Source organism: Kutzneria sp. CA-103260 (assembly GCF_018263855.1).
In the GTDB taxonomy this organism is placed as follows: domain Bacteria; phylum Actinomycetota; class Actinomycetes; order Mycobacteriales; family Pseudonocardiaceae; genus Kutzneria.
This window is the reverse complement of record NZ_CP073318.1, coordinates 522,761-543,320: the sequence shown is the minus strand read 5'-3', so window position 1 is coordinate 543,320 and position 20,560 is coordinate 522,761. Positions and strand designations below refer to the sequence as shown.

Here is a 20,560-nt window from a genome sequence, read left to right as displayed (position 1 = left end):
TGTGGGTCTTGGAGACGCACATACCGGGGGTTGTGCATCGTGCACAGTCTGACTACGCCAGAAGTAGGCATCCCGGCCATGGCGACGTGATGTGAGCGGTGACACACTCCGCGCCATGGCCGAAGACCTCCGTCGCCGTAGGTTCCTGGGTTATCTGCTCGCCGCCCCGACGCTGGCCGTCGCGGTGCAGTGGTTCGACACACCCAAGGCCGACGCCGCCGTGCCCACCCTGCCCCAGCCCGAGGAGATCTTCGACCTCGGCGATCTCCAGAACCTGGCCGCCGCACCGACCGCGAACCTGGTGTCGGTGCAGATGAACCGGGACGGCAGCGCCTCGTTCGCGGTGCCACGGGCCGAAGTCGGCCAGGGCATCACCACCGCCGTGGCGATGATGGTGGCCGAGGAGCTGGACCTGCCGCTGGACAAGGTGTCCATCACCCTGGCCGACGCCCGGCCGGAGCTGCTGATGAACCAGCTGACCGGCGGCTCCAACTCGATCCGCAGCATCTACACGCCGGTGCGCACGGCGGCGGCGATCGCCCGCCAGCGGCTGGTGGCGACGGCCGCGAAGCAGTGGGGCGCAACGCCTTCGCAGCTGACCACCAAGGACGGTGTGGTCAGCCACCCCAGCGGCAAGACCCTCAGCTACGCCTCGCTGGCGGTGGCCGCGGCCAGCTCCAAGGTCGAGGCCGCGACCGTGCAGCTGAAGGCCACCGCCGACTTCACGGTGCTGGGCAAGCCGCAGAACCGGATCGACGCCCGCGACATCGTCATGGGGCGCAAGACCTTCGGCATGGACATGCAGGTGCCCAACGCCAAGCCGACCATGGTGCGCCGGCCGCCGACGATCAACGGCACGGTCCGCTCGGTCAACAACAAGGCGGCGGTGCTGGCCATGCCCGGCGTCACCGACGTCGCCGCCGTGTCCAACGGCGTCGCGGTCCGGGCTGACACGTTCGGCCAGTGCATCGACGGTCTGCGGGCGCTGGACGTCACCTGGGGACCGGGCACTGTGGACGGCGAGTCCGACGCGTCGGTGTTGGCACAGCTGAAGAAGGCCGAGCTGCCGATGCTGGTGCCGGGCCTGCTGACCGAGGTGCTGGACGCCGAGTTCACCTTCGCCTTCGCCAGCAACAGCCCGCTGGAGCCGGACAACGCGATCGCCGACGTGCGCCAGGACTCGGCCGAGATCTGGTCCAGCCTGAAGGTGCCGATCGTCGCCCAGGAGGACATCGCCGCCCAGCTGGGGCTGCCGGTCGGCGCGGTCAAGGTGCACGTGGCGCAGGGCGGCGGCTCGTTCGGCCGGCACCTGTTCCACAACGTGGCCGCCGAGGCCGCGGAGATCTCGCAGAAGATGGGCAAGCCGGTCAAGCTGATGTGGTCGCGCACCGACGACTTCCGGCAGGGCCGCGCCCACCCGATGTGCACCTCGCGCATCCGCGTCACCTACGCGCTGGGCAACGTGGTCAGCTACGAGCAGCGGCACACCAGCGTGCAGACCGAGTTCAGCCACGGTCTGGGCGAGATGCTCACCTCGTTCGCGGCCAAGCTGCCCATCGCCGGCAACCTCAGCTTCGCCGAGTCGATCTTCCTGCTGACCCAGTCCTCGCCCTACAACTTCGGCGTCACCACCCAGCTGCTCAACGAGATCCCGCTGAAGTTCAACACCGGCAGCATGCGCAACATCTACTCCCCCAACGTGGTCACCGCCCAGGAGCTGGTGGTCGACCAGCTGGCGGCCAAGATGGGCAAGGACCCGGTGACGTTCCGGCGGGCCTTCCTGCGGGACGCGCGGCTCAAGGCCGTCTTCGAGAAAGCCGTCCAAATCGGACAGTGGGGCCGCGCGCTGCCAGCCGGCGTGGCCCAGGGCATCGCCGTGCACTCCGAGTACCAGGGCGCTGTGTGCTGCCTGATGGAGGTCGACGCCCGCCCGGAGACCGTGAACCGCCCCATCACCGACGGCGTCACCGGGCCGCGGGTGACCAAGGCGCTGCTGGTGGTCGACCCCGGCTTCGCGGTCAACCCGCGCGGGCTGGAGGCGCAGATGATCGGCGGCATCAACGACGGCATCGCGATGGCGATGACGTCCAGCCTGCACATCAAGGACGGCCTGCCACTGGAAGGCAGCTGGGACAACTACTTCTACACCCGCCAGTGGAACACCCCGCTGGACATGCAGGTGGTGATCGCGCCCAGCGGCGGCAACCCCTCCGGCGCCGGCGAACTGGGCGTCGCGCCGGCGATGGCCGCCGTGGCCTGCGCCTACGCGCGGGCGGTGGGCAAGATGCCGACCTCGTTCCCGATCAACCACGGCACGCTGAGCTTCGACCCGCTGCCCGTCGAGCCGTCCACCCCGCAGTCCCCCACCGACGGCCTCGACTCCGCCTTCTGAGGAGAACCCGCATGTCCAGTCACACCTTCGTGCTCAACGGCGAGCGGGTCACCGTCGAGGTCGCCGACGACGTCCGGCTGCTGTGGGTGCTGCGCGACCTGCTCGGCGTCACCGGGCCCAAGTACGGCTGCGGCCTGAACGTGTGCAAGGCCTGCACCTCGCACATCAACGGCAAGGCCTTCAACCCGTGCTCGGTGCCGGTGTCGGCGATCAAGGCCGACGACGAGATCACCACCATCGAGGGCCTGCCGGCCACCGTCGGCCAGGACCTGCACCCCATGCAGGAGGCCTGGCTCGACACCGACGTCGCCCAGTGCGGCTACTGCCAGCCCGGCCAGATCATGACCGCCGTGGCCCTGGTCCGGAAGGCCAAGGCCGAGGGCCGCGCCATCACCGACGCCGACCTCGACTCGATCCGCAACATCTGCCGCTGCGGCACCTACTCCCGCATCCGCACCGCCATCAAGGCCGGCGCGGCCAAGATGTAGCCACCGCCCAGTCCTTTTTGTCATGAAGGGCCCCTTCCTCACGTTGAACGTGCGGAAGGGGCCCTTCATGACATCAAAAAACGTCGGCGAGCCTCACTCACGGCCGGCGGTAGGCGCCGTGCCACCAGATCAGCGCCATCTCCCGCGCGAACGCCTCGTCCTCGCCGGGATCCCCGGCCAGGACCTGGTCGAAGATGGCCCGCTCGCCGCCCATGACGATCACCCGTGTGGCGCTGGTGACGTCCACCCCGGCCGGCGTCCGGCCGGATTCCTGCTCCCGCCGGAGCACCTCGACCGTCCGGTCGGTGAACCGGGCCAGCACCTGGCTCCAGTACTCCCGCACCGTCACGTCGTACGCGGCGACCTCGGCGATGGCCTGCAGCAGCGCCCGGTGCTCCCGGTAGACCCCCACCACCTGGCGGAACGCCGCCGCGAGGCCGTCCGGGCCCTCGGCCGGCTCCCAGGCCGAGGCGATGCCGAAGGACGTGTCCACGAAGGTGGCGGCCAGCCGCATGAGCAGGGCCGTCTTGTCCCTGAAGTGCGCGTAGAACGTCGACCGGGCCACGCCGGCCTCGGCCGCGATGTGCTGGATCCCCAGCTCGGTGAAGGTCGCGCCCTCGGTCAGCAGCCGCCGCGTGACAGCCAGTATCTCCGCGTCCGCCGACGCTCGGCGCGCGGGACCGGTGCTGCGGCGGGTGATCGAAGGCATGGGCAGAACCTAGTGCACGCCCGGCCGGCGTCGCACTACACAGTGTCCGGACACTGTGTAGTCTCGCGGCGAGAGCACGTCACCCCGAAGGAGTAATCCGATGAAGTACCGCCTGCTCGGCCGCACCGGAGTGTGGGTCTCCGAGATCTCCCTCGGCACGATGACCTTCGGCGGCGCGGGCCACCCGGTGTACGGGGCCATGGGCGGCCTCGGCCAGGACGAGGTGGACCGGATCGTGGGCACGGCGCTGGACGCCGGCGTGAACTTCGTCGACACCGCCGACGCCTACGCCGACGGCGAGTCCGAGCAGCTGCTGGGCCGGGCCATCGGCAAGCGCCGCCAGGACGTCGTGCTGGCCACCAAGCTGCTGGCCCCGGTCGGTCCCGGCCCCAACGACCAGGGCCTGTCCCGCCTACACGTGATGCGGGCGCTGGAGGACAGCCTGCGCCGGCTGGGCACCGACCACATCGACCTGTACCAGATCCACAACTACGACCGGCTGACGCCGCTGGAGGAGACGCTGGCCGCGCTGGACGACGCGGTGCGCCAGGGCAAGGTCCGCTACCTCGGCTGCTCCAACCTGGCCGCCTGGCAGGTCAGCAAGGCGCTCGGCATCTCCCGTCAGCGCAACCAGTCCGGCTTCGTGGCCAACCAGATCCACTACTCGCTGCTGTCCCGGGACGCCGAGCACGACCTGGCGCCGATGGCCCTGGACGAGGGGCTGAGCCTGACCGTGTGGAGCCCCCTGGCCGGCGGTTTCCTGGCCGGCAGGATCGACCCGGCCGGGACCGCCACCGACCAGGACACCCGCCGGGCCAAGGTCGGCTTCGACTTCGTGCCGTTCGACGTGGACCGCGGCGTCACGATCGTCGACGTGGTGCGGGCGGTCGCCGCCCGGCACGAGGTGAGCCCGGCTCGGGTCGCGATCGCCTGGCTGCTGGCTCAGCCGGCGGTCACCAGCGTGATCGTCGGCGCCCGCCGGACCGACCAGCTCGCCGACAACATCGCCGCCGCCGACCTGGTCCTGACCGAGCCGGACCTGGCCGAGTTGGACGAGGTCAGCCGGCCGGCGACCGTCTACCCGAACTGGATCCAGGAGGCGTTCGCCCCCACCCGCGTCCCCGCCTGAGTCCGCCGGCCGCATAGGTCACCGTGACATAGCCTTCCTCCCTAGGTTACGTTGACCTATGTGTGGGTGGAGATCGTGATGCTGGCCAACCTGGCCAAGGCGCCGGCGCATGGCTACGAGCTGCGGCAGCGGGTCGAGCAGGGACTGGGGACGACGCTGTCGAACAACTCCCTGTATCCGACGCTGCGCCGGTTCACCGAGGCCGGGGCGGTCACCAGGACGCCGCAGGCCCAGCGCGGCCGGCCGACCCGGCACGTCTACGAGATCACCGACGTGGGCGTGGAGATGCTGCACGACATGCTGGCCGAACTGCCCGACGAGCTGGCCGCCGAGCCGGCCGAGTTCATGGCCCGGCTGGCCAACTTCGACCGGCTGACCATCGCCGAGCGGCTGGCCGTGCTGGAAGCCCGGACCCGAGCGGTGCTCGCCCGCGCCGCGCGCACCGACGAGCACATCGCCTCCGTCGACGACGACAGCTGGGCCCGGATCGTGCTGGACCAGGTGCTCACCCGCTCACACAGCGAACTGCGCTGGCTCGAGACCCTGCGCGTCCGGGCGGCGGAACCACCACTGGAGGACTGACATGACCACCACCGAATCCCGGCCGCGGCTACCGTTCCAGCGGCCGAACGTCATGGACATCGCGCCGCTGTTCGAGGTGCTGCGCCGGGAGGCCGCCCCGGTCGAGGTGACCACCCCGGCCGGCGACCCGGCCTGGCTGATCACCCGCTTCGAGCAGGCCCGGATGATCTTCGGCGACCCGCGCTTCGGGCGCTCGCACCCGGCACCCGAGCAGGCCTCGAAGATCTCCGACGCGGCCGTGCTCAGCGGCCCGTCCGGCGACTTCGACCGGGAGCAGGAGGAGCACAGCCGGATGCGGCGGCTGCTGGTGCCGGCGTTCTCCGCGAGCCGCATGCGCAAGCTGTCCGACCATGTCCAGGAGCTGGTCGACGCCCGGATCGAGGAGATGACGGCCGAGCACGACGCCCATCCCGACCAGCCGGTCGACCTGCACGCGCTGCTCTCGCTACCGCTGCCGGTGCTGGTGATCTGCGAGCTGCTGGGCGTGCCGTACGAGGACCGCGACTACTTCCACGACCTGTCCACCCGGCTCGGCCGGATGGACATCGGCGCCGGGGCCGAGGCCGCCTCCGAGGAGCTGCGCGCGTACATGGGGCGGCTGGCCGACCAGAAGCGGGCCGACCCGCAGGCCGATGTGGTCTCCGACCTGGTGAAGGCCCAGGCCGAGGACCCCTCGTTCAGCGAGGACGAGATGACCCGGCTGGCCGCCGGGCTGCTGTTCGCCGGGCACGAGACGACCATGACCCGCATCGACATGGGCACCGTGTTCCTGCTCTCCGACCTCGAGCGCCGCGACCGGTTCGCCGCCGACCCCGAGGGCCAGGCGCAGGCGACGGTCGAGGAGGTGCTGCGGCTGACCGCGTCCGGCAGCCTCGGCCTGCTCCGCTACGCCCGCGAGGACGTCGAGGTCGAAGGCGTGACCATCAAGCGCGGCGACTGTGTGCTGCTGTCCACCGGCGCGGCCAACCGGGACCCGTCGGTGTTCACCGACCCCGAGGAGTTCGACCCGGCCCGCTCCCCCAACATCCACCTGGCCTTCGGGCACGGCGTGCACTTCTGCATCGGCGCCAGCCTGGCCCGTACCGAGCTGAAAATCGCGCTGTCCACCCTGTTCCGCCGCTTCCCCACCCTCCGCCTGGCCGTCGCCCCCGACGACCTGGAGATCCGCCCCGGCTCCCTCGCCGGCGGCCTAGTCTCCCTCCCCGTCACCTGGTAAACCCCCCGCGAGTCCCGCTCTCGGGCACCCGAAACACGAGTTCGAAACTCGACACATGGCTGCCTGAGAGCGGGACTCGCGGGGTCACAAGTCGCCGTTGGCTATGCGGAGGGCGAGCTGGGTGCGGTCGCGCAGGCCCAGTTTGCGCAGGGTGCTGGAGACGTGGTTCTTCACGGTGCCCTCGGTGATGTACAGCTCGGCGGCGATCTCCCGGTTGGACGCGCCGGCGCCGACCAGCCGGGCGACCTCCACCTCACGACTGGACAGCACCGGCTGGACCGGCGTCTCCCCCCGCAGCTGGGCGACGACCCGCCCGGCGACCTGGTCGCTGAGCACGGTTGCGCCGGCGGCGGCCCGGTGGATGGCGGCGACCAGGTCCTCCGGGGAGGCGTCCTTGAGCAGGAAGCCCCGGGCCCCGGCCTTCAACGCCCCGAACAGGTACTCGTCCTCGTCGAACGTGGTCAGCACGATGCTGGCCACCGCCGGGTAGTCGGCGGTCAGCCGGGTGATCAACTCGATGCCGTCCATGCCCGGCATCCGGGCGTCGACCAGGGCGACGTCGGGCCGGCAGACCGGCACCACCTCCAGCGCGGCAGGCCCGCTGCCCACGTCGGCGACGATGTCGATGCCGTCCTCGATCTCCAGCAGTTTGCGCAGCCCGCTGCGCATCAGGATCTGGTCGTCGACCAGCAGCACGCGCACGCTCACTGCCGCACCTCGCTAGCGCTCGGTGTCCGCGTTCGCGGACGCTCTGCGCTGAATGATTCGCTCGCAAGCTCGCTCATCGGCGCCGCACCGGCAGGTCGGCCCGCACCTCGAAGCCACCGGCCGGGGCGTTGCCGGCGACCAGCTCACCGCCGGCAGCCTCGGCCCGCTGGCCCAGCGACGACAGCCCGAACCCCCTGGTCAGGTCGGACGCGCCGTGGCCGTCGTCGCCGACCCGCAGCGACACCCGGTCCTCGGTGAAGCACAGCACCGCCTCGGCGTGGCGGGCGTTCGCGTGCCGTAGCACGTTGGTCAGTCCCTCCTGGAGCACCCGGTACAACACGACCTCAGTGTCGCCCAGCAGCGGCTGCTCCGGTCCGTGGACCCGGAAGTCCACCTCGATGCCGGTGCCGTCGAAGGTCCGCGCCAGCTCGGCCAGCGCCTGGCTGCCGGTCCGCCCCTCCAGCGCCAGCGGCCGCATCGCCCGCACCCACCGCCGGGTGTCGGCCAGCGCCTCCCTGGTCAGCTCCTTGGCCTGGGCCACCTCGGCCCAGGCCTGCTCGGGCCACTTGTCCCGGAAACGTTCCGCGTTGGTCAGCCCGACCTGGATGACCGTCAGGTAATGGCCGACGGAGTCGTGCATCTCGCGGGCCATCCGGGCCCGCTCCTCGGCCACCGACAGCTCCCGCACCTGGTCGGCGTAGGCGCGCAGCTCCTGGTGCGCCTCGGCCAGCTCGCCGAGCAGCCGCTGAGTCTCCGTCCGCCGCCGCCGGGCCTCGGTGACGGCGGAGGCCAGCCCGGTCACGAACACCGTCAGCACGACGACGACCAGGCTCTGGATGCACGCCGCGAGCACCGTGTAGCCGGGATAGGTGAGCGTGTCGACGAAGGTGAAGGCGACGAAGCTGGCGGCGACGATCACGGTGGCCCGCACACCGAACACGAAGGTGCAGTTGGCCAGGGCCAGCAGCAGCCAGATGTCGGTGGAGTTGTACGAGGACAGCAGGCTCAGCGCGAGCATGCCGCCGATGAACGGGACCAGGCCCAGCTTGCGGGGCAGCGGCGCGGTCGGATCCCACGGCATCGCCAGCCACGCCAGCGTCAGCACGCCCAGGCAGACCAGCGGCCACAGCCCGTACGGCTGCGGCTGGCGGGCGAAGTTGGTGACCTCGGCGGCGGTGACGACCACGATCGTGGCCCAGAACATGGCCCCGTACAGGGCCGGACGGCCAGCGGCCCGGTCGGGGGGCCACCCTACCCGACCGGGCCGTCGAGACTCCTGCGCTGGCGATGACGTCGACTTTTCGGAGCCCACGCCTGGTAACGGTAGCCAGCACGGGCCCGAGAAGCATCGCCCCGGCGGCATGCCGCCGTCCCATGACCAAAGTCATGGGTATCCGGGCCCTCAGGCCCCTAACGGCTACATGCCGACGGCGTGCAGACCGCCGTCCACCCACACCATCGAGCCGGTGGTGGCCGGCAGCCAGTCGGACAGCAGCGCGCACACCGACTTGGCGACCGGGTCCGGGTCGGTCGGGTCCCAGCCCATCGGGGCCCGCTCGGTCCACTGCTTGTCCAGGTCGACGAAGCCCGGGATGGACTTGGCGGCCATGGTGCGGACCGGGCCGGCGGCGACCACGTTCACCCGGATCTTGCGCGGGCCCAGGTCGCGGGCCAGGTAGCGGGTCACCGACTCCAGCGCCGCCTTGGACACGCCCATCCAGTTGTAGGCCGGCCAGGCCACCCGGGCGTCGAAGTCCATGCCGACCACCGAGCTGCCCTCGGTCATCAGCGGCAGCAGGGCCTTGACCAGGGACTTCAGCGAGTACGCCGACACCTGCACCGCGGTGGCCACGTCCTCCCAGGGGGCCTCCATGAAGTCGGCGCCGAGGGTGGAGGGCGGGCCGTAGGCGATCGAGTGCAGCACGCCGTCGACACCGTCGAGGTGCTCGCGCACCTTGGCCGGCAGCGCCTCCAGGTGCGCCGGGTCGGTGACGTCCAGCTCGATCACCGGCGCCGGCTCGGGCAGCCGCTTGGCGATCCGCTCGACCAGACTGAGCCGGCCGAACCCGGTCAACACCACCTTGGCGCCCTGCTCCTGCGCCACCCGGGCCACGTGGAAGCCGAGCGAGGCGTCGGTGATCACCCCGGTGATCACCAGGCGCTTGCCGTCGAGCAGTCCGGTCACGTGCTTTCCTCTCCTGACGTGCTTAGTGGTTCAGTGGCCTGGTTGGTTCAGTGGCCCATGCCGAGGCCGCCGTCGACCGGCAGCACCGCGCCGTTGACGTAGGCAGCCCCGTCGGAGGCCAGGAAGGTGACCGCCGCGGCGATCTCGTTCGCCGCGCCGAAACGGCCGGCCGGGATCTGCGCGAACGTCTTGTCCTTGACGTCCTGCGGCAGGCCCGCGGTCATGTCGGTGTCGATGAAGCCGGGCGCCACCACGTTCGCGGTGATGTTGCGGGAGCCCAGCTCGCGGGCGATGGACCGGGCCACGCCGATCAGGCCCGCCTTGCTGGCCGCGTAGTTGACCTGGCCGGCGCTGCCGGTGAGGGCGACCACCGAGGAGATGTAGACGATCCGGCCCCAGCGGGCCCGCAGCATGGCCCGGCTGGCCCGCTTGGTCACCCGGTAGGCGCCGGTCAGGTTGGCGTCGAGGACCTTGGTGAACTGCTCCTCGGACATCCGCATCAGCAGGGTGTCGTCGGTCATGCCGGCGTTGGAGACCAGCACCTCGACCGGCCCCTGGTGCGCCTCGATCTCGGTGAACGCCTGGTCGACCTGGTCGGCGTCGGTGACGTCGCACTTCACCCCGAACAGGCCCTCCGGTGTCGCCGAGCCGCGGTGTGTGATCGCGACCTTGTCGCCCTGCGCGGCGAACGCCTGCGCGATGGCCAGGCCGATGCCGCGGTTGCCGCCGGTGACCAGTACGGACCGTGCCACAGATGCTCCTCGTCTCGCTGGTGTCGCGTGCGAGGCTATCTGTTACCGGCCGGTCGGCCCGCATCGGTGGTAAGTGATAGACGTGACGTCGAAGCTGGTGGAGCGGCTGCGGGCCGAAGTGGACGGCGAGGTCCTGGCCGATCCGGGGACACGGGCGGTGTACGCGGCGGACGCGTCCAACTACCGGCACGTGCCGGTCGCGGTGGTGCGGCCCCGGACCGTGGACGCGGCGGTGGCGGCCGTCGGCGTGGCCGTGGAGCTGGGCGTTCCGATCACCAGCCGGGGCGCGGGCACGAGCATCGCCGGCAACTCCTGCGGCGACGGGCTGGTGGTGGACTTCTCCCGACATCTGAACAAGGTGCTGGACGTGGACCCGGCTGCCCGGACCGCCGTGGTGCAGCCGGGGGTCGTGCCGGATGTGGTGAACGCCATGGTGTCGGCGCACGGGCTGCACTTCGCGCCGGATCCGTCGACGCACAGCCGCTGCACGATCGCCGGGATGATCGGCAACAACGCCTGCGGGGCGCACTCGGTGGCGTGGGGCAAGACCGTCGACAACGTCGAGTCGCTGGACGTGCTGCTGCCGGCCGGAACCCGCTTCGACGCCGGGCCGGTCACTTCCGATGTCCTGCCGGTGCACCGCGAGCTGCGGGCGTTGCGGGACGACGTCATGGCGGCGGTGCGGACGGGTTTCCCGCGCATTCCCCGTCGGGTGTCCGGCTACAACCTGGACCAGCTGCTGCCGGAGAACGGCTTTCATGTGGGGCGGGCGCTGGTCGGCAGCGAGGGCACCTGCGTGACGGTGCTCGGCGCGACGGTGAAGCTGGTTCCGCTGCCGGAGCGGCGTTCGCTGGTGGTGCTGGGTTTCGAGGACACCTATGCGGCGGCCGACCAGGTGGTGGCGTTGCTGTCACTGGACGTGCTGGCGATCGAGGGGGTCAACGAGGACATCGTGTCGATCCTGCGGCAGCGCAAACCCGGCACACCCGGGCTGAAGGCGTTGCCGGCCGGGCGGAGTTGGCTGTTCGTGGAGACTGTCGACCCGGAGGCCGTGGTGGCGGCGATGCCGGGGGCGACCGGTTCCGTGGTCGTCACAGAACCGGCGCGGATGCGGGAACTGTGGCGGATCCGGGAGGACGGGGCCGGCTTGGCGACCCGGATGCCCGACGGCTCCGAGGCGTGGTCGGGGTGGGAGGACGCGGCGGTGCCGCCCGCGCGACTCGGGGCGTACCTGCGGGATTTCGACGCCCTGCTCGGGCGGCATGGCCGGCGCGGGCCCACCTACGGTCACTACGGCGACGGCTGCCTGCACACGCGCATCGACTTCGACCTGCGCGGTCCCGGCTACCGGACGTTCCTGGAGGAAGCTGCGGACCTTGTTGTCTCCCACGGTGGTTCGCTGTCCGGCGAGCACGGCGACGGGCAGGCCCGCTCGGAGTTGTTGCCGCGCATGTACTCCCCCGAGATCATGGTCGCCTTCGGCCGGTTCAAGACCATCTTCGACCCACACGGCTTGATGAACCCCGGCCGCATCGTCGATCCTTTGCCGCTGGACGCCGATCTCCGTGTGGTTGTCGCCCCGTCCCGGATTCCCGTGCGTACGGAACTGGCCCTGCACGCCGATCAGGGCTCGCTGGCCGCGGCCACCCGTCGGTGCGTCGGCGTCGGCAAGTGCCTCACCGCTTCCGGCGGCGTGATGTGCCCCAGCTATCGGGCCACCCGCGAGGAGAAGCACTCCACCCGCGGCCGGGCCCGACTGCTGTTCGAGATGCTGAACGGATCCGTCATCCGGGACAGCTGGCGGTCACCCGAGGTCCGCGACGCGCTCGACTTGTGCCTGTCCTGCAAGGGATGCAAGCGTGACTGCCCCGTCGACGTCGACATGGCAACCTACAAGGCCGAGTTCCTGCACCAGCACTACCGGGGACGGCTGCGGCCCATGTCCCACTACTCCATGGGTTTCCTCCCCCTGTGGCTGGCGTTGGCGCCCGGCCTGGTGAACGCCCTCGGCGATCTTCGGGTCGTCAAGCGGCTGGGCGGCATCGATCCCCGGCGCACCATGCCAACCGTGTCCCGCCAGTCCTTCCGGTCGTGGTTCAAGGGCCACGAATCCGTTGCCGGGGACCCGGTTGTGCTGTTCCCCGACACGTTCACCGATCACTTCGACCCCCGCATCGGCATCGACGCCGTGACCGTCCTCGAACACCTCGGCTTCCAGGTTTCTTTGCCCCACAAGCGGGTCTGCTGTGGACTGACATGGATGTCCACCGGCCAGCTCGGCACCGCCCGACAAGTGCTGCGGCGCACCGCCCGCATCCTGGACGGCTCCGACACCCCCGTCGTCGGCCTCGAACCCAGCTGCACCGCTTTCCTGAAGTCCGACGCCCTGGAACTCACCGACGATCCCGCCGTCGTACGCCTGGCCGGCCGCGTTCACACCTTCGCCGAGCAAGTCGCCCCCGCGATGCCGTCCCTCGGCTCCGAGAGTGCCGTCATGCAGCCCCACTGCCACCAGTACGCCGAACTCGGCCTCGACGCCGACCGCTCCGCCCTGACGTCGGCCGGCGTCGACACCACCGTCCTCGACGCCGGCTGCTGCGGCCTCGCCGGCAACTTCGGCTTCGAGACTGGCCACTACGACGTCTCCGTCGCCGTCGCCAACCACGCCCTCCTCCCCGCCCTCCGCGCCACCGACCCCGCGACCGCGGTCCTCGCCGACGGCTTCAGCTGCCGCACCCAGATCCGCCAGCTCACCGACCGCGAACCCCAACACCTGGCGACGCTCCTGGCGGGGATGATCAAGCCCTAGTCCCGCGTCTGGGCGATCGGGTGGGCGATTGGGTGGGCGATTGGGTGGCTGTGGGTGTGGTTCGGGTGTCCGCACCGCGCGGTTGCCGTTGGCGGGTGGTGGCGTTGGGTGGTTTGCCGGCGGCGGGGTGGGTGGTCGCGTCTAGGGATGGCTGTGGACTGGGGTGGGGGTCGGGCTTGGTTGTTCGCCTTGCTGTGGGGTGGGTTGCCTGTTGTGGGGTGTGGTTCGGGTGTCCGCACCGCGCAGTTGCCGTTGGCCGGGAATGGTTACCAGCCCGCCGCAGCCAGGTCGGAAAGCGCTTGCCGAGTTTTGTCACCCACACAGGTAATCCTTGCCCCACAACAGGAATCGATCACATTTGGGACGGTAGAATCGGGGGCATGGAAGCGACCCTGACCGCCGACGCCCAGTGGTGGCGCATGGACGAGGGATCGCTGTGGGCCGCCGGCCAGCAGAGCCAGGACCGGCAGCGCGCCGAGTACGTGCGACAGGTCGAACTGGTCGCCGAGCTGTTGGACCGCACGGCGCGGGACAAGGACGACCAGCGGGCGCTGGTGGCGGATCTCGCGGCCCGGTGGAAGATCACCCGGGCGGAGGCGCGGGATCTGCTGCGGCACGCCCAGTTGTTGCGGCGCGAGGCGGTTCGTGAGGCGGCGCGGGCGGGGGTGCTCAGCAAGCAGCACCTGACCGTGCTGGACAAGACACTCGCCGAAGCGCCCGAGCCCGACCGGGACAAGGTCGAGGCCGAACTGCTGGACAAGGCGCGCGTGTTCGATGGGGCGGCGCTGCGGATGCTCGGACAGCGCATCCTGCAACTGCTCGACCAGGACGGCAAAGAACCCGACGACCCGGACCTGGCCGAACCCGAACGAGAATTCCACTACACCAACCGCAAAGACGGCTCGATGGTGTTCCGGGGCAAGCTCGACCCGGAGAGCGGGGCGACGCTGGAGGCGATGCTCAGCCCACTGGCCAAGCCGGCCTCCGCCGACGACACGCGCACCACCGCCCAGCGTCAGGGCGACGCCCTTGCCGAGATCATCGACCTGGCCGCCGGCAGCGACAGCCTTCCCGACGAAGGCGGCGAGAAGCCCCACCTGGCGCTGACCATGCCGCTCGACGACTTCCTGGCCCAGCACGGTACGGCCGAGATGGACGGGTCGGGGCCGCTCAACGCCACCTCAGCCCGCCGCATCGGCTGCGACAGCACCGTCCTCCGCGTGGTCCTGGGTGCCCAGTCACAGCCCTTGGACATCGGGCGCGCCACCCGCACGATCCCGACACAGATCCGCCGGGCGTTGATCATCCGAGACCGGGGATGCGCCTTTCCGGGGTGTCATCGAAGACCACGGCAATGTCACGCACACCATGTGATCCACTGGGCAGACGGCGGACCCACCAGCATGGACAACCTCGTGCTGCTGTGCGGGCAGCATCATCGACTGATCCACCACAGCCACTGGTCAGTCAAGATCAGCGACGAGGTGCCGGAATTCGGGTGGGCGGCAGCCTAGCTAGGCGAGGGCCGCCCACCAACCGAACCCAGCCCGGCCGGGACCGCTTGTCGCAGCGCCCGCTGCACCGTGGCCACCTCGCCGGTGAAACACGGACCGATGCGCCCGCCTCCTTCAGTCAGCCGGCCCGCTCCACCAGCCTCACCCCTGTCCTCCCAGGCCAGCCCGCCCGGCTTCACCAGCACCCTCGCCCCGTCGTCCCAGGCCAGCCTGCCCAAGCCTTAACCGCAACCACCCCGCACCCCTCCCCCAGCCCCTCCCCGCACCGCTTTGCATGTTCTATGACATAGTGCATACTTACTCTCGGGTAACGTCAACCTGAGGGAGGACCGGTGAGTCCGCGCAGGAGTGACAGCCGCGAGCGGATGGTGCGGAGCGCGGCGGCGTTGTTGCGGGAGTACGGGGCGAACGCGACGACGCTGGATCGGGTGCTGACGCACAGTGGCGCGCCCCGGGGGTCGCTGTACCACCACTTTCCGGGTGGGCGGACGCAGCTGGTCGAGGAGGCGGTGGCGCTGGCCGGCCGGCACGTGGGTGGGCTGATCGACCGGGCAGCACTGACGGAGGACCCGGTCGAGACGATCGACGCCTTCTTCGCGCTGTGGCGGGAGCAGCTGCTGACCCAGCAGTTCCGCACCGGATGCCCGATCGCGGCGGTGGCGGTCGAGACCAACGACGACGCGCCGCAGCTCGCGGAGTCGGCGGGGCGCATCTTCGGTGAGTGGCGGCAAACGCTGACGGGAATCCTGACCCGTGGCGGCGTACCGGAGGAGCGGGCAAAGAGGCTGGCCTCGCTCATCGTCACCGTGGTCGAGGGTGCGCTGATCGTCTGCCGCGCCGAGCAGAGCATCGAGCCATTGGACGCGGCGGCGGCCGAGGTCCGCGAGCTGGTGGCGAACACTATCTGAGTCAAGGACGGGAAATGTCCGCTGTAGACACCAAAGAGCTGTCGGGTCTGGAACTGTTGCGCTGGGTGCAATCGGAGAGACCGGCCGGCTTCCCGGCCATCCAGCAGCTGTTCGGCCTGACCTTCGAAACCGTCGATCCGGGCCGGATGGTCGTGTCGGTCGCGACCCGACCGGAGTTCGGCAACACGATGGGCACCGTGCACGGCGGCGTCCTGGCCACCCTGCTCGACACGGCGATGTCCTGCGCGGTGCACACTACACTGCCGGCTGGCGTGGGCTACACCACCTTGGAAATCAAGGTGAACTACGTCCGAGCCGCACACACCGACGGCCGGTTGCTCACCACGGAAGGCGTGGTCGTCCACGCCGGTCGGCGCACGGCCACGGCCGAAGGCCGGGTGACCGACGCCGAGGGGCGACTGATCGCGCACGCCTCCACGACCTGCTTGATTCTGGACAAAGCGAGCTGACCTCACAATGATCCGAAACCCCGGTTGACGTCCACCCAGCCAGAGTTCAATAATAGGACTCAGCAGGTAGATGGCCTGCTTCGTCTGGGGAAGGCCAGTCATGTCAACCACTTCCTATCTCGTGCGCCCGACCGTCGACGACCGCGTGCGCAGCCGCGCCGCCCGGCTCTACGCCACGGACCAGCAGTTTCGCGACGCCCGGCCGGACGACGTGATCACCGAGGCACTGCTGGCGCCGGAAGTGTCGCTGGGCCGCCAGATCGAGCTGGTGATGACGGGATACGCGGACCGTCCCGCGTTGGCCGAGCGAGCCACCGAACCCGTGGTGGACCCGGAAACCGGCCGCACCACGCGCACACTGCTGCCGCGCTTCGACACCGTCACCTACCGAGAGGTCTGGGACCGCACGGCGGCCATCGCCGCCGAACTGCGGCAGCACAACGACTATCCGCTCCGGCCCGGCGATGTCGTCGCCACCGTCGGCTTCGCCAGCGGCGACTACACGGCGATCGACCTGGCCTGCGTCCACGCCGGCGCGGTGACCGTGCCGTTGCAGAACAGCGCCACGGCAGCGCATCTGAGGCCGATCATCGCCGAGATCGAGCCGCTGGTCCTGGCGACCAGCGTCGAACTCCTGGACGTCGCCCTCGACGCCACCGAGGAAAGCGCTTCGCTGCACCGAATCCTCGTGTTCGACTACCACCCCGAGGTGGACGACGAGCGCGAGAAGTTCGAGGCGGCCCGGCAGCGGCTGGCCGAGTCCGGCCGGCCGGTCGCGCTCGACGCACTGTCCACAGTGGTCGAACGAGGTCGAGCGCTGCCGCCCGTCTCCGCGCACGACTGGAATCCCGACGAACTCGCGCTGCTGATCTACACCTCGGGCAGCACCGGCACGCCCAAGGGCGCGGAGTATCCGTCTCGGCTGGTCGCCGACATCTGGCGCGGCTGGCTGCCGACCGACTTCAGCCTGCCCTGCATCGCCGTGAGCTACCTGCCGATGAGCCATGTCCTCGGCCGGGTGCTCCAGGCCCGGCCGCTGGCCCGCGGCGGCATCTGCTACTTTCCGGCCCACAGCGACCTGTCCACGCTGTTCGAGGACTTCGAACTGGCCCGGCCGACCGAACTGGTCCTGGTGCCCCGCATCTGCGACACGCTCTACCAGCGCCACCACGACGAGGACCCCGCCACCACGTTCCTCGGCGGCCGCGTCCTCTACGCCGGCTCGGGCTCCGCGCCGCTGTCCGACGAGATCAACGACTGGCTGGCCGAGCGCCTCCAACTCCCCATGCTCGACGGCTTCGGCTCCACCGAGGCCGGCCCGATCATGGTCGATGGCGAGCTCATGAACCCGCCCGTGCTCGACTACAAGCTCGACGACGTGCCGGAGTTGGGCTACTTCACCACCGACACCCCGTATCCGCGCGGCGAGCTGCTGCTGAAGACCACCACGATCATCCCGGGCTACTACAAGCGGCCCGACGTCACCGCCGAGGTCTTCGACGCCGACGGCTACTACCGCACCGGCGACATCATGGCCGAGACCGCACCGAACCACCTGGTGTACGTGGACCGCCGCAAGAACGTGCTCAAGCTGGCCCAGGGCGAGTTCGTGGCAGTGTCCAAACTGGAGGCTCTGTTCGCGGCCAGTCCGCTGCTCCGGCAGATCTACGTCTACGGCAGCAGCGAACGCGCCTACCTGCTGGCGGTGGTCGTGCCCGTGGAGAACGCCGACAAGGCGGCGATCGCCCAGTCGCTACAGGAGATCGCGAAGGAGGCCGGGCTGAACTCGTACGAGATCCCGCGCGACTTCCTGATCGAAACCGAGCCGTTCAGCACCGCGAACGGCCTGCTCTCCGATGCCCGCAAGCTGTTGCGGCCACGGCTGAAGGACCACTACGGCGCCCGGCTGGAGCAGCTCTACACCGAGCTCGCCGAGCGGGAGGCCAGCGAGCTGCACGCGCTACGCGAGGCCGGCCGCGACCAACCGGTGCTCGACGCCGTGCTGCGGGCCGCCCAGGCCGTGCTCGGCCGCTCCGCCGGTCTGCCCCAGTCCGACACGCACTTCACCGACCTCGGCGGCGATTCCCTGTCCGCGCTGACGTTCTCCACTCTGCTCAAGGAGATCTTCGCCGTCGACGTGCCGGTGGGCGTGGTCATCAGCCCCACCAGCACGCTGCGGCGAATCGCCGAGACCGTCGAGACGGCCGTGGAATCCGGGACGACCCGCCCCACCTTCGCCTCGGTACACGACACCGGCGAGGCCCGGGCCGCCGATCTCAAGCTGGCCAAGTTCATCGACGCTTCGACCCTGGCCACCGCCGCGTCGCTGCCGCTGCCCGACGGTCCTATTAGGACTGTCCTGCTCACCGGGGCCAACGGCTACCTCGGCCGGTTCCTGTGCCTGGAGTGGTTGGAACGGCTCGCCCCGGTCGGCGGCAAGCTGATCTGCGTCGTCCGCGGCCGGGACGCCGAGGCCGCCCTGGCTCGTTTGGAGGAGGCTTTCGACAGCGGCGATCCCGAGCTGCTGCGGCACTTCCGCGAACTCGCCGCCGAGCACCTGAAGATCCTGCCCGGCGACATCGGCGAACCCGACCTGGGACTCGACGCGAAGACCTGGCAGCGGCTGGCCGACACCGTCGACCTGATCTCGCACCCGGCCGCGCTGGTCAACCACGTTCTCCCGTACGACCAGCTGTTCGGCCCCAACGTGGTCGGCACCGCCGAGCTGATCCGGCTCGCGCTCACCACCCGGCTCAAGCCCATCACCTACCTGTCCACGGTCGCGGTGATCGAGGGCAGCGCCACCATCGCCGACGAGGACGCCGACATCCGGATCACCAGCTCCGTCCGCGCGCTCGGCGACGGCTACGCCAACGGGTACGCCACCAGCAAGTGGGCCGGCGAAGTGCTGCTGCGGGAGGCCCACGACCTGTGCGGGCTGCCGGTCTCGGTGTTCCGCTCGGACCTGATCCTCGCGCACAGCCGCTACCGGGGCCAGGTCAACGTGCCGGACGTGTTCACCCGCCTGCTGCTCAGCCTCATCGTCACCGGCATCGCCCCGAAGTCCTTCTACCGCCCCGGTTCCGGGCCCGCGCACTACGACGGCCTGCCGGCCGACTTCACCGCCGAGGCCATCACCGTCATCGGATCCGGGACCAGCCAGGGATATCGGACGTTCAACGTGTTCAACCCGCACTCCGACGGCATCTCCCTGGACGTCATCGTGGACTGGCTGGTCGCCGCCGGCAACACCATCACCCGCATCGACGACTACGACACGTGGTTCACCCGGTTCGGGGCGGCCATCCGCGCCCTGCCCGAGAAGCAGCGACAGAACTCCGTGCTGCACCTGCTCCAGGCCTTCGCCGCGCCCGCCGAGGCCGTCAACAGCGCCGGCGTCCCGGTCGACCGCTTCCACGAGGCCGTCCGCGCCGCCGAGATCGGCCCCGACAAGGACATCCCGCACATCACCGCCGACCTGATCCACAAGTACGCCGACGACCTGCGCCACCTGTCCCTGATCTGACTGTGGACCGGACCGGGGGCGGTCAGCCCAGCTCCCGGTCCCACCACCAGGCGACGGACGGAATCCCCGGCGGCACTTCGGCATCGGCCGGCGGCTCGGACGTCCACGAACCCACGGTGTGCACGGCGTCGGGCGAGTGGCCGTCCGGGTTGCGATAGCGCTGCGCCAACAGGCCCCACTCCATGTTGCCGCGCAGCAGCCGGGACAGGCACTCCAGGTAGTTGCGCAACGGCTCGCCGGCCGACGGCAACACGGCGTCGCGCAGCTGGACGAACCGATAGGTCATCCGGTTCACCAGCTGCACCGACTCGGCCAGGGCGTCCTCGACGCCGAGGCCCCGTTCGGCGGCGACGATGTCGATCAGGTTCAGCTTGCAGTGGGACGGGGTCGACTCGCGGGCCGCGAACCACGTCTCCTTGCCGTACGAGAAAAGGTCGTCGTCGAACGCGGCGATGGTGAACGACAGCTCCGACAGGGCCCGCACGGCCGGCGAGTCCAGTTCGGCCGACGGGATCTCGACGCCGTCGACGATCTCGATCCAACTGGTGGTGGCCAATCCGCCGGCGGTGTGCTGGCGCAGGTGGGCGTAGTCGTTGAGGCTCGGCGTGACGTCGGCGAGCCTGCACCGCAGCTCCCACAGCACGCCCAGGTACCAGGCGCGGTGCCCCTCGACCAGCCGTCGCACCTGGGTCGGGGTGCCGAACTTGTGCGCCCGCAGCGCCAGGTCGCGCACCGGGGCCAGGAACGGGTCGGAGCCGGCCCCGAGGTTCACGTCGGGCACCTCGATCGCCCGCACCACCCGGGTCGCGATGTCGACGAACTGCCGGCCGGCGGCGCTGGGCGCCACCTCGTCGCAGTTGATGTCGTCGAACGCGAACATCAGGAAGCACCAGTCGACGGCCATCTGCAGCCGCTCGGTGGCCGCCGTCGGCATGATCCGGCCGTAGAAGCCGGCACAGTCGTTGGCCCACAGCCGGGGCCCGCCCAGGCCGTAGCGGGTGAGCCAGTCGGCGCCCCGGCTCTCCAGCAGGTCCGCGTCCGGATGGGTGGCCACCGGCACCGGGCAGTACCGCGGGGGCAGCTCCACGAGTAGCTGGTCGTCGGTCATGGCGGCCAGCGTGGCCCGACCCCACGCGGCCCACATCACGCGATCGCGTAGGTCGAAACCCTAA

At 70.2% G+C, this 20,560-nt stretch carries 16 protein-coding genes; 10 read left to right on the top strand and 6 right to left on the bottom strand.

The window, feature by feature from the left end; translation table 11 throughout:
• Positions 1–115 precede the first annotated feature (115 nt).
• Both JJ691_RS02435 and JJ691_RS02430 read left to right on the top strand, forming a co-directional pair.
• Positions 116–2,392, top strand: a complete 2,277-nt coding sequence (locus tag JJ691_RS02435; protein WP_211767160.1) for a molybdopterin cofactor-binding domain-containing protein — start codon at positions 116–118, stop codon at positions 2,390–2,392.
• 11 nt (positions 2,393–2,403) lie between these two features.
• Complete coding sequence (locus JJ691_RS02430; RefSeq protein WP_211767159.1) at positions 2,404–2,880, top strand: (2Fe-2S)-binding protein; 477 nt, start codon at positions 2,404–2,406, stop codon at positions 2,878–2,880.
• Between the two features lie 97 nt (positions 2,881–2,977).
• Here the strand turns inward: JJ691_RS02430 and JJ691_RS02425 are convergent, their stop codons facing one another.
• The gene (locus JJ691_RS02425) at positions 2,978–3,589 is read right to left on the bottom strand and encodes a TetR/AcrR family transcriptional regulator (RefSeq protein ID WP_211767158.1); all 612 of its coding nucleotides are present in this window, start codon (positions 3,587–3,589) and stop codon (positions 2,978–2,980) included.
• A 100-nt stretch (positions 3,590–3,689) separates the two neighbouring features.
• Here JJ691_RS02425 and JJ691_RS02420 point away from each other — a divergent pair, with 100 nt between their 5' ends.
• From JJ691_RS02420 to JJ691_RS02410, 3 genes are read left to right on the top strand one after another with little or no spacing between them, the layout of a single operon-like run.
• Positions 3,690–4,718 carry an aldo/keto reductase gene (locus JJ691_RS02420; RefSeq protein WP_211767157.1) on the top strand — a complete coding sequence of 343 codons (1,029 nt, stop codon included), beginning with the start codon at positions 3,690–3,692 and terminating at the stop codon, positions 4,716–4,718.
• Positions 4,719–4,778: 60 nt separating this feature from the next.
• Positions 4,779–5,300, top strand: coding sequence for a PadR family transcriptional regulator (locus tag JJ691_RS02415; RefSeq protein WP_211767156.1), 522 nt, complete (start codon positions 4,779–4,781; stop codon positions 5,298–5,300).
• Position 5,301: 1 nt separating this feature from the next.
• Complete coding sequence (locus tag JJ691_RS02410) at positions 5,302–6,516, top strand: cytochrome P450 (protein ID WP_211767155.1); 1,215 nt, start codon at positions 5,302–5,304, stop codon at positions 6,514–6,516.
• Positions 6,517–6,600: 84 nt separating this feature from the next.
• Here JJ691_RS02410 and JJ691_RS02405 read toward each other — a convergent pair whose 3' ends face one another.
• The 4 genes from JJ691_RS02405 to fabG all read right to left on the bottom strand — a co-directional run bounded on the left by JJ691_RS02405 (position 6,601) and on the right by fabG (position 10,161).
• Positions 6,601–7,224: a response regulator gene (locus JJ691_RS02405; RefSeq protein ID WP_211767154.1), complete on the bottom strand. Its 624-nt coding sequence runs from the start codon at positions 7,222–7,224 to the stop codon at positions 6,601–6,603.
• Between the two features lie 73 nt (positions 7,225–7,297).
• Entirely contained in the window at positions 7,298–8,428 is a 1,131-nt protein-coding gene (locus tag JJ691_RS02400; protein ID WP_211767153.1) for a sensor histidine kinase, read from the bottom strand.
• Between the two features lie 213 nt (positions 8,429–8,641).
• Positions 8,642–9,409, bottom strand: coding sequence for an enoyl-ACP reductase FabI (gene fabI / locus JJ691_RS02395; RefSeq protein WP_211767152.1), 768 nt, complete (start codon positions 9,407–9,409; stop codon positions 8,642–8,644).
• 47 nt (positions 9,410–9,456) lie between these two features.
• Positions 9,457–10,161 carry a 3-oxoacyl-[acyl-carrier-protein] reductase gene (fabG, locus tag JJ691_RS02390; RefSeq protein WP_211767151.1) on the bottom strand — a complete coding sequence of 235 codons (705 nt, stop codon included), beginning with the start codon at positions 10,159–10,161 and terminating at the stop codon, positions 9,457–9,459.
• 73 nt (positions 10,162–10,234) lie between these two features.
• Here fabG and JJ691_RS02385 point away from each other — a divergent pair, with 73 nt between their 5' ends.
• The 5 genes from JJ691_RS02385 (at position 10,235) to car (ending at position 19,388) form a co-directional block, all read left to right on the top strand.
• Positions 10,235–12,970, top strand: a complete 2,736-nt coding sequence (locus JJ691_RS02385) for an FAD-binding and (Fe-S)-binding domain-containing protein (RefSeq protein ID WP_442912596.1) — start codon at positions 10,235–10,237, stop codon at positions 12,968–12,970.
• Positions 12,971–13,350: 380 nt separating this feature from the next.
• Positions 13,351–14,484 carry an HNH endonuclease signature motif containing protein gene (locus tag JJ691_RS02380; RefSeq protein WP_211767150.1) on the top strand — a complete coding sequence of 378 codons (1,134 nt, stop codon included), beginning with the start codon at positions 13,351–13,353 and terminating at the stop codon, positions 14,482–14,484.
• 332 nt (positions 14,485–14,816) lie between these two features.
• On the top strand, positions 14,817–15,392 hold the full coding sequence (locus tag JJ691_RS02375; RefSeq protein WP_211767149.1) for a TetR/AcrR family transcriptional regulator: 576 nt from the start codon (positions 14,817–14,819) through the stop codon (positions 15,390–15,392).
• Between the two features lie 14 nt (positions 15,393–15,406).
• Entirely contained in the window at positions 15,407–15,862 is a 456-nt protein-coding gene (locus tag JJ691_RS02370) for a PaaI family thioesterase (RefSeq protein ID WP_211767148.1), read from the top strand.
• 100 nt (positions 15,863–15,962) lie between these two features.
• Positions 15,963–19,388 carry a carboxylic acid reductase gene (gene car / locus JJ691_RS02365; protein ID WP_211767147.1) on the top strand — a complete coding sequence of 1,142 codons (3,426 nt, stop codon included), beginning with the start codon at positions 15,963–15,965 and terminating at the stop codon, positions 19,386–19,388.
• Positions 19,389–19,410: 22 nt separating this feature from the next.
• On the opposite strand, the gene JJ691_RS02360 is transcribed toward car, so the two are convergent.
• The gene (locus JJ691_RS02360) at positions 19,411–20,496 is read right to left on the bottom strand and encodes a terpene synthase family protein (RefSeq protein WP_211767146.1); all 1,086 of its coding nucleotides are present in this window, start codon (positions 20,494–20,496) and stop codon (positions 19,411–19,413) included.
• Between the last annotated feature and the right edge of the window lie 64 nt (positions 20,497–20,560).

Bases quoted from the DNA above. Each gene is read 5' to 3' on its own strand.
- car (WP_211767147.1), top strand. From the start codon at position 15,963: ATGTCAACCACTTCCTATCTCGTGCGCCCGACCGTCGACGACCGCGTG.
- JJ691_RS02380 (WP_211767150.1), top strand. From the start codon at position 13,351: ATGGAAGCGACCCTGACCGCCGACGCCCAGTGGTGGCGCATGGACGAG.
- JJ691_RS02425 (WP_211767158.1), bottom strand. From the start codon at position 3,589: ATGCCTTCGATCACCCGCCGCAGCACCGGTCCCGCGCGCCGAGCGTCG.
- JJ691_RS02360 (WP_211767146.1), bottom strand. From the start codon at position 20,496: ATGACCGACGACCAGCTACTCGTGGAGCTGCCCCCGCGGTACTGCCCG.
- JJ691_RS02410 (WP_211767155.1), top strand. From the start codon at position 5,302: ATGACCACCACCGAATCCCGGCCGCGGCTACCGTTCCAGCGGCCGAAC.
- JJ691_RS02435 (WP_211767160.1), top strand. From the start codon at position 116: ATGGCCGAAGACCTCCGTCGCCGTAGGTTCCTGGGTTATCTGCTCGCC.
- JJ691_RS02370 (WP_211767148.1), top strand. From the start codon at position 15,407: ATGTCCGCTGTAGACACCAAAGAGCTGTCGGGTCTGGAACTGTTGCGC.
- JJ691_RS02400 (WP_211767153.1), bottom strand. From the start codon at position 8,428: ATGTTCTGGGCCACGATCGTGGTCGTCACCGCCGCCGAGGTCACCAAC.
- JJ691_RS02420 (WP_211767157.1), top strand. From the start codon at position 3,690: ATGAAGTACCGCCTGCTCGGCCGCACCGGAGTGTGGGTCTCCGAGATC.
- JJ691_RS02430 (WP_211767159.1), top strand. From the start codon at position 2,404: ATGTCCAGTCACACCTTCGTGCTCAACGGCGAGCGGGTCACCGTCGAG.